Source organism: Duncaniella sp., from assembly GCF_029056165.1.
Taxonomy (GTDB): Bacteria; Bacteroidota; Bacteroidia; order Bacteroidales; family Muribaculaceae; genus Duncaniella.
The window spans coordinates 38612-47625 of sequence record NZ_JAIDBW010000013.1 but is presented as its reverse complement, the minus strand read 5'-3'; the positions used below and the strand labels follow the sequence as shown (position 1 = coordinate 47625).

General features: G+C 43.4%; 8 protein-coding genes. 3 read left to right on the top strand and 5 right to left on the bottom strand.

Features of this window, described 5'->3' with window-relative positions:
- Together K2G41_RS03775 and K2G41_RS03770 are read left to right on the top strand one after the other, a co-directional pair.
- The coding region (locus K2G41_RS03775; RefSeq protein ID WP_300114676.1) for an aldo/keto reductase at positions 1–696 on the top strand (696 nt) is incomplete at its 5' end.
- Positions 697–709: 13 nt separating this feature from the next.
- A complete protein-coding gene (locus K2G41_RS03770; RefSeq protein ID WP_300114673.1) occupies positions 710–1273 on the top strand; it encodes a flavodoxin in 564 nt (187 codons plus the stop codon).
- 134 nt (positions 1274–1407) lie between these two features.
- Here K2G41_RS03770 and K2G41_RS03765 read toward each other — a convergent pair whose 3' ends face one another.
- The 4 genes from K2G41_RS03765 to K2G41_RS03750 all read right to left on the bottom strand — a co-directional run bounded on the left by K2G41_RS03765 (position 1408) and on the right by K2G41_RS03750 (position 6023).
- Complete coding sequence (locus K2G41_RS03765; RefSeq protein WP_300114671.1) at positions 1408–2244, bottom strand: hypothetical protein; 837 nt, start codon at positions 2242–2244, stop codon at positions 1408–1410.
- A gap of 222 nt (positions 2245–2466) precedes the next feature.
- Positions 2467–2892, bottom strand: coding sequence for an AIPR family protein (locus tag K2G41_RS03760; RefSeq protein WP_300114668.1), 426 nt, complete (start codon positions 2890–2892; stop codon positions 2467–2469).
- 98 nt (positions 2893–2990) lie between these two features.
- Positions 2991–3773 carry a DUF4249 family protein gene (locus K2G41_RS03755; RefSeq protein WP_300114665.1) on the bottom strand — a complete coding sequence of 261 codons (783 nt, stop codon included), beginning with the start codon at positions 3771–3773 and terminating at the stop codon, positions 2991–2993.
- Positions 3774–3806: 33 nt separating this feature from the next.
- The gene (locus K2G41_RS03750) at positions 3807–6023 is read right to left on the bottom strand and encodes a TonB-dependent receptor (protein ID WP_300114662.1); all 2217 of its coding nucleotides are present in this window, start codon (positions 6021–6023) and stop codon (positions 3807–3809) included.
- 762 nt (positions 6024–6785) lie between these two features.
- On the opposite strand from K2G41_RS03750, the gene K2G41_RS03745 reads away from it, so the two are divergent.
- Positions 6786–7100 (top strand): helix-turn-helix domain-containing protein, encoded by a 315-nt coding sequence (locus K2G41_RS03745; RefSeq protein WP_300114657.1) that lies wholly within the window; start codon positions 6786–6788, stop codon positions 7098–7100.
- 250 nt (positions 7101–7350) lie between these two features.
- Here K2G41_RS03745 and K2G41_RS03740 read toward each other — a convergent pair whose 3' ends face one another.
- Positions 7351–9009 (bottom strand): beta-L-arabinofuranosidase domain-containing protein, encoded by a 1659-nt coding sequence (locus K2G41_RS03740; protein WP_300114655.1) that lies wholly within the window; start codon positions 9007–9009, stop codon positions 7351–7353.
- Positions 9010–9014 lie beyond the last annotated feature (5 nt).

The following is a 9014-nucleotide window of genomic DNA, read 5'->3' as shown; positions in this document are numbered from 1 at the left end:
GCAAACGAACAAGGCGTTGGCGCAGCTGTGAAAAAGAGTGGAATTGCTCGTGATGAGCTCTTCCTCGTGTCTAAAATCTGGATAGCCAACTATGGGTATGAGAAAGCTAAAAAGTCAATTGACGACAGCCTGAGAAAACTCGGTACCGATTACATCGACCTGATGCTTCTTCACCAGCCTTTCTGCGACCGTTATGGGGCATATCGCGCAATGGAAGAAGCCTACAAGGAAGGCAAACTCCGTGCAATCGGAGTCAGCAACTTCTATCCCGACCATTTTATCGACCTTGCCAGCAATGTCGAGATTGTACCGGCTGTAAATCAGGTTGAGACTCATGTATTCAATCAGCAGATTGAACCCCAACAATATATGAAAGAGTTTGGTACGCACATGATGGCATGGGCTCCTCTCGCCGAAGGACGTAACGGATTCTTCTCAAATCCTGTTCTCAGTGAGATTGGTCAGAAATATGGAAAGTCTGTGGCTCAGGTTGCCCTTAGATGGCTTCTCCAACGCGACGTCATAATTATCCCGAAATCCACTCATCGTGAACGCATGGAGCAGAATCTTGACATTCTTGACTTCGAGCTTTCAAAAGAAGACATGGCAGCTATAGCAGCCCTTGACACTAAGACAAGCCTTTTCTTCGACCACCATTCAGCCGAGGCCACCAAAATGTTTATGGGCTGGAGATAATAAAAATAAAACAATGAAGATAAAACATCTAATCACACCTCTGTTGATTCTATGTGCGGTCTTGGCAGGATGTACCGTCAGAGCCACACAACCAACGGAAACAAAAGATGATAAAGAGATGAAATCCATCATAGTGTATTTTACACATTCAAACAACACCGGTCTTGCAGCTCAAAAACTGGCAGAGGTCACGGGTGCTGATATTGTCAGACTCGAACCTGCTGAACCGTACTCTACAGCTGACCTTGATTGGACAAACGAACAATCACGTTGCACTCAGGAGCATCTTGACCAGACACGTCGTCCGGCTATAAAGCCCCTGAATGTAAATTTCAATGACTATGACACAATATTCATCGGTTTTCCTATATGGTGGCACGAAGAACCGGCTCTAATCCGCACATTCCTTGACAGCGTAGATTTAAAAGGGAAGCAACTCTATCCGTTCTGCACCTCCTGCGAAAGCCCAATGTCTGAGGCAGATGCCACTCTAAAGAAAGGCTATCCGAATCTCAACTGGCATACCGGTCTGAGATTCCCGGCTACACCAGAGCAGATTAAAGAGTGGATTAAATAGAAAACGTCAAATACTACTCAATGAAATAAGGACAGACCATTGAAAAACACTACGGCCTGTCCTTATTTTTGTTGAATTATTTAATATCAATCTTGAAAGTAAAGTGATTGTGATTTAAGTTGAAGAAACACGAATTATCGCTTGGGTAGGTGCAATTGATTGTGTTTGATATTTCTCTTTTTTTCGTTTTGTTCTCTAATAATTCCGTTTAGCATCTGACCTACCGGCAAACCGATTACAACTTTTCCCACCTTAAAATAAGGAGTAACTATGGGCTCTAATTGGTATTTGTGTGTACCCGTCTGTTGGACAGCTTGTCCTCCTACCAATACGCCGGTACTTTCGTTTATTCGGTAGTTTATATAACCGCCTAATGTTGAGCGCTGATAGTATCCCAACATCGCAGGCGACATCGGCAAGCCGCCGTTCAGAGTAGGAGGCACTCCAAAATAATAAGTTCCATAGGCTGTAAAAGATAAATGAGGCGAAAGAATATACGATAAATTTCCTGTTATGCCGTATTGGGTGTGTACTCCTTGATAGAAACCATATTTATTCGCTTCCACACCCATGTAAAGGCTTATGTTTTCATAACTTTGGAATATTCCAATGGCTCCATTGTCTATATGCATCAATCCGGGCATATTCGTTTGTGCCCCCGTAGCTGTTATTGAGCCATTTCTCCAACTATACACGTTAGACTGTCCGGGCATAAACGATACAGATGGAATTTGCACGGTTGAATCCGAATAAGACTTATACTTATGATAATTTATATTGGTAAAACTTAATGGGATACGTGGCGCGGACAATATCGGCATAGAAAACAAGTCTCCGGAAGTATTAGAATGTGTAATAATAGAATTTTCTATTCTAATACTATCTCCCTCTAACTGAACAGAGGATATTTCCGTCTGCGCATACGCAGTCGCAGTAAACATTGTGAGGAGAATGGCGTAGATTACTTTCATATAAAATGACTATTTACAGATTGTCAGCATATATCCGAAACCGCGTTGGTTGATAATCGAGATTGCCGAATCATGACGGAGTGGTTCTTATCGAATTATAAAGGGATATGATATAATAGACATTGCAAGCGAAAATCGCAGCAATGACAATTATAAATGTGGTGGATATGGTCTTAAAGCGTTTCATAACGCAAATTTACTAATAATCCGTCATACAAACAATTAAGTCTGCTTAGATTTAAGACTAAATAAGGGAGCATTTAAGACAAAATAAGGTTGGGCATGGAGTTGGTGCTTTTTTAGATTTTTATAATAATTTTTTCTACGGTCGTAATACAAGCCTCTACTTTTACAGTACATCTCTATTTGGAGGTGTATAGCATCCGTTACCCTAAGAGATGACTTCGGTATATTTGTTTGATTATTAGTAGCAAATATAATATCATCTCGGACCTCTTCTGAACCTGGGACAATAAAGCGCACAAGCACATTTCTGTTTTCACTGTCGTTGCCTGAAAAAGGTTGACTGTCGGAGGGTTTTATTCCTGCCAGAAGTTGACTCGTTAGCTGTATTCCTGAAGGAGGTTGACTGGTGGTTGTTATACCTGGTAATGGTAAACATTTTTTAGGAATATAACACTTATCCATGCCTGGATATAGTTAATGGAAAACGATGGTAACAACTTGGAGGCACAAAAACTCCTATCATCCCATTATAAAGAATACTTCTTTGGTCATGAGACTTTTCAATCTTCAATATCGGAATAATGGAATACAAACGATTTTGATGTAGATGAATAGGCAGAGAAATAACCAAGGACTTCTCCGTCGAAGTCATATACCGGATTTGAATGATTCTGTCCAGAAAGTTTCGCCGAGAAAAGATAATCATAAGCCTTCATATCTATTGCTCTTACCTCGATGGTAATGTCATCTCCCTCAAACAGAATGGAATCGTAATCCTCTGGATCATTTTTTTCTGCTTTATCACGATTCATGCAGCTTATATCAAACTGTACACTATTGCTTGAACTGTCAAGGTCACGCATCACATTCCATTTGAACAGTTTGCCGTTACGGAGTATCCGGTAGTAATAATAGTTTATATCGTCAGCCTTATCGCTGACATCTACTATCAAATGGAGCATATCGTTACCCATCATTTCTTCCCATCTCATACGGGTAGATACTATTTCAGTAATTCCGGGCATCGTTGAACTCGAAGTAAAGGATTCTCCGTCAATAATAACCGTAAGTGTATATGTCTGACCGGGTATTCCAATGAATGATAGCGAACGGTATGTGCCGTCTTCTCTATAGGTGAGCGTTTCTTTTATGCCATTATCTGATGACAATACTACGGATTGTACTTCTACTCCTGTTTTTAGTACCGGGTCGTCAATGTCACGTGTTCCCGTGATTACGACTTCAGAGCCTTCGTTGCTCACATGTCCTTCTATCACATAAAGAGGGTCTATCGGACGATAGTCAAGCTGTATTTCCTCTGTGCATGAGCATAAGAGGTACAAGGCAGTAATATAATGTAGGGATTTCATTTGAGGTCAGAATTTTAATGTGTATGAGACTGAAGGAACGAGACCGAAAAGTGAATACTTCATGGTCTTAAAACCTGTCGGAGAGTTTTCATCGGTTTCAAATACTATCAAGAAAGGATTATAGCGCGAATAAGCATTATATATTCCAAATGACCATTCATAGGTAAGTTTCGGACCCACATGAGTATATGTCGCGCTTAGATCCAATCGATTATAAGCCGGAGCGCGATATCCGTTTCTTTCCGCATAATGGAACATGTGGATACCGTCCACTTCATATTTAGCACTCGGTGCGGGCAGTGCCTGTCCGGTGTTGAACACCCATGCCGCTGACATATTCCATTTTTTATTGAACTCATATATTCCCACCACAGAAATATCATGACGTCTGTCGTTTCCTGCCGTGTACCATTTGCCGTTATTTATACCGTCGATCTTATTTTGCACCCACGATAAAGTATAGCCCACCCATCCGGTAAGTTTACCGGCATTCTTGCGCAAGGTGAACTCAAATCCGTAAGCACGTCCCTTCCCCCCTAAGAGAAGACGTTCTATCTCAATTTCGGAATTGAATGATTTTCCATCCTTATAGTCATAGATATTCCGGATGTCTTTATAGAACATCTCGCCTGATACTTCCCACCGGGTATTTCCAAAGAGAGCCACATATCCAGCACTTACTTGGTCGGCAGTCTGAGGCTTTATTACATTGCTTGTCATTGCATATCTGTCAAACGGCATTGAAGACCCCGTACTGCGTATTGCATGGATATTCTGCGAATTCCTGCTATATGCCATTTTTATACTTTGCATGTCGGTGATGCGGTAATTAAGACTCAGACGCGGTTCAATCGATAGATATGTCTTATATGGTTTTCCGTTACGAGGTGTATAGCTGTCTATAATATTGCCTGCTTCATCCATTTTATAATAGGGAGAGCCGCCTAATGCCGACATTATGCCCAGACGGAGGCTGCCCATTATATGGACGCGCTCACTTATGGCCCAGTCGTCATTTATCCATACTCCGCTTTCCCAACCTCGGCGTTGCTCCTTCTGGTGTGTTGCACCAATAGTCCATTCAGCAGATTTTAAGTCAATAAGAGCTGACTGCAATCCAAAATCCACATTATGATTCTCATGAGGATTCCAGGAAAATGAATATTTTATTCCTGTTTGACGTAGATGACCGTTCATATTGTCATCTTCAGATGTTATCTGCATACCCATATCATTTATAAAATTGCCATGATACAGAGTCGCCACAGATGATAGTCGGTCATTGAAAGAGTGATACCATTTGGCCGTCGTGGTGATATTGCCCCACTGCATATTCATCATATCACTCATTCCGAGGTTGTCACGTCCGACAAACAGTGATAGTGCAATTTTGTCATTGTATCCTACGTTGTAATTGACTTTGGCATTTATATCATAAAAATATAGGGAGTTATCTTTGAATTGGTCTGTGAATTTCAGAAACAAATCCATATAGGAACGTCGGGCTGATGCAAAGAAAGACAGCTTGTCCTTGATTATCGGTCCCTCAATGTAAAATTTCGCCGAAAGTAATCCCACAGTGAAAGAGCCATTATATCTTTCCGGATTACCTGCTTTTGTACTCACATCGAACACTGAAGAAGTCGCACCTCCATAACGTGCCGGAATCTGACCTTTGTAAAGGGTGGCGCTTGATAACGCAGGGTCGTTGAATGTTGAGAAAAATCCGAACAGATGTCCCGAATTAATAACCGGAGCATCGTCAAGCAACACAAGGTTCTGGCTTGCTGTACCGCCACGGACTTGAAATCCACCGGTTCCATCGCCCTCGGCTGATACACCGGGAAGAAGCTGTAATGATTTCAATATGTCGTGCTCTCCGAATAGTACCGGAGTTTTTGACATCTCGTCAATGTCTATACGTTCCATTCCGGACTGGGTGTTCCTCAATCTGTCCATCACGGAACGAGACAACACAACGACTTCCGACAATTCACTCGTAGAGCTTTTCAACACAAAATTAATTATAGTATCACAGGATACTGCAATCCTACGTTTGTCATTCTCAAAACCGATATAGGAACATTCAATATCATAAGAGCCTTCTTTTACTGAAAGCTCATATTTACCGTCAGTATTTGTTGCAGCACCGACACTGCCGCATCTCACGGATGCCCCGATAAGAGGCTCCTTTGTTTCTGACTCCACAACTATTCCTTTCATAACGAATGTCTGCTGTGCCGATACTGCAATGCTACACAATGCCATAGCCGTTATCGTCAGAATAATTGTATTTATTGATTTTAACATATGTTTACTTTAGAAACTATTGAATCGGGGGCAAAATTATTTGTTTCGCATGCTTATGTAAAGGTCTGAATATTGACAATATTGGTCTTTTTATAATGCAAGACGATTGTGATACGATATTTTTTTGTAAATTTGGGTCAAATTTTAATCTACTCAATTATGCAGAGTCATATGCTAAGCACTCCCGGCGGAGAATTTCAGATATGTAAGATAAATGCGTCTGACATTCCGTTATATCCTTATATAATGGAAAACTATTCTTTGATAATTTGTCATTCCGGAGAAAGTTCAGGTAGTTGTAATCTGAGGCAATGTGCTATTAGAAAAGGTGTGTTTTTCATTAATATACCGGGACAGATAATCCACTTTGAAACAATCAGTCCGGATTTCATTTGTACTAAAGTTATGCTTTTGCCCACCTTTATGAGCAGCCTCGGGTTTCCTTATAACTTTGAGATAAACAGGCTAATTGAGTCTAATCCTGTAGTCTCTCTGACTGAAAGCGAATACACTGCGTGTCTGGGGTTTTGCAGGATGGTAACGGCGATTATCAATAGTCACAATGAATATAAGTTAGAGATGATAAAGCATCTCACCTGCGCATACTTATATGGCTTTACTCATTGTGTCATAGACCGAAACCCATTGCAGCCCCCAACGGCGGAGGATATCCTTATGGGAAAATTCTTTGATGAATTGAAAAAGAATTATCGTCAGTCACGTTCCGTCAAGTTTTACGCCGATAAATTATGCGTCACCCCGGGTTATCTTGCTACTGCCACTAAGCGTGCCACAGGAAAAACAGTCAGCGAATGGATATCCAAATATATCGTTCTTGAGGCAAAAGCGCTTTTGACAAGAAGGGACATGTCTGTCCAACAGATCAGTTATAGGCTCAATTTCCCTAATCAATCCTTTTTTGGAAAATATTTCAAAAAAGCTACCGGACAGTCTCCAAATGAATATAAAAACCGGTGTAAGGAAAAATAAAAACACAATGATGGTGTGTCAAAACAGGCACACCATCATTGTGGATTTTCAAATACCTGAATGTCGAGCCTGGTAACGCGGCGTACTTTCCGACATAGGCGAATCAGAAAAAGTGTTTATCGAAACAAAGAAAAGTCTCTGAAAATCAGTAGATTTTCAGAGACTTTCTTTGTCATTGATATCCGTCGAATCAAAATTATAAACTATTCTGCTCGGCCCTTACTTAAGGGGTTATTATCTGTCAGATTTTTCATTTATGGTTATGATACAGTATGTGGCGACGGAAATCGTTGGCTTGGGACACTGAGGGAGACATGAGATGATAAAGCGGAGTAAGAGAATCTCCTTCAGCAACTGTGGAGAGCACGAGCGGACCACGCATCAGCTTGTAGCTCGACGGATCATAATGAGTAGCTACCTGACGCTCATCTGCGGCATAAGTCAACTCCACGATGTCACCTTTCTTAAAGTCTCGTGAAATATGATAAAAACCGTCTTTGACCGTCATATCAGTAGGTTTGCCGTTGACGGATAGCTCGAGCACTTTCACGTCAGCAGGTGATACCAATGCTAACGTGAATGCCTTCCCCGGGACCTCTTCAAAGGTAAATTTCACAGTATCGCCAAACGGATAGTCGGTCTGCTCGATGAGCTTAAGTCCACGCTCCGGCAGTGTGAGAGTGCTTGCGTGATAGACCGGAACGAAAATCGAGTCACCGGCGATGAACCACGTGTATTGCGCCACACGAGACAATCCTTCCCCACCCCGCATTGTGCAACACCAATGTGCCTCATCGGCATGAATGCCTATATAATCAGACTCTCGTCCTACGGGTGTATCACAACCGAATCCACCGTTGGCACGCTGCTCCATACAGATACCGTTGTAATATATACGGTCTGCGTCGGCCAGATACTCAGGGCGACGTGTCGACTGCCATAACTGCATCGCAACGATATAGGAGTCAATCACAGCACAAGGTTCTGTCCATGTGTCGAAACGGTCAAACCAGTTGTAATTTTCAAAATTCTCGGTCATACCGCGATTCCTGTACAGAGCCCAACGGGTTTCTACTTCAGGAATTAAAGAATAGTCACCCGTGATGGCCGCATAGCGCAATATTCCGCGCAGAGCCGTCAGTGAAGCGTGAGTCTGAGCCCTTACGCCGGCAAGGTCGATACCGAGATAGAGATTAATCATATTGTCGATAAGTTCCTTGATGCGCGGATTGCGGTCGTGGGCATAATAATGAATCAGCCCCTCCATGCCTATGAAGACACAGCCCACATCGGATGACAGACGCCAGCCGTTGACAATCTCCTGAGCCGAGCCGCTCATATCGCCCACGTCTTTGTGGCGTGCGATAGAGTCGACGGGATAACGTGAGATGGCGTCGTTGACGGGCAGGAAGAGATTTTCCGCTATTCCGCGGGCCACGTTGAGTGCCGACGAATCGCCCGTCCATTCGAAGTACTCACAAAGACCGCGCAGCAGCCAACCATGGCCCGAGAGCTGCTGCTCGTCGACCACCGGAGTATGGATGGTGCCGAGGTAGCCCTTCTCGTTGAGGCGCGTGGGCAGGATGGTCAGCATGGTGTCGAGATAGACAGGCTTGCGGCCCGAAGCGCGGGCATCGAGCACGAGAGCCAGGATGGTTCTACCCTCTTTGTCGGCAGGCCAACCGCCCGATTCCTCCTCGGTCCAGAATACAGAGTCGGGCTGATAGAGAGTGGTTTCGAGACGATCGAAGTTGCGCGAGATGCGTTCGGCCAATTCGCCGCCCACTCTCACCTCTTCGAGGCTGACGGGGCTGAGCGAAGCCGAAGCATCCTGCGCCGCCTGCCTGTGGCAACCGCAGAGAGCGGCAGCCACGAGGCCGGCGGCAAGGAAAAAGTTACTTCTGCGCATGGGGC

Coding starts and splice junctions, on each gene's coding strand:
- K2G41_RS03740 (WP_300114655.1), bottom strand. CDS start 9,009: ATGCGCAGAAGTAACTTTTTCCTTGCCGCCGGCCTCGTGGCTGCCGCT.
- K2G41_RS03750 (WP_300114662.1), bottom strand. CDS start 6,023: ATGAAAGGAATAGTTGTGGAGTCAGAAACAAAGGAGCCTCTTATCGGG.
- K2G41_RS03765 (WP_300114671.1), bottom strand. CDS start 2,244: ATGAAAGTAATCTACGCCATTCTCCTCACAATGTTTACTGCGACTGCG.
- K2G41_RS03745 (WP_300114657.1), top strand. CDS start 6,786: ATGGGAAAATTCTTTGATGAATTGAAAAAGAATTATCGTCAGTCACGT.
- K2G41_RS03770 (WP_300114673.1), top strand. CDS start 710: ATGAAGATAAAACATCTAATCACACCTCTGTTGATTCTATGTGCGGTC.
- K2G41_RS03760 (WP_300114668.1), bottom strand. CDS start 2,892: ATGGATAAGTGTTATATTCCTAAAAAATGTTTACCATTACCAGGTATA.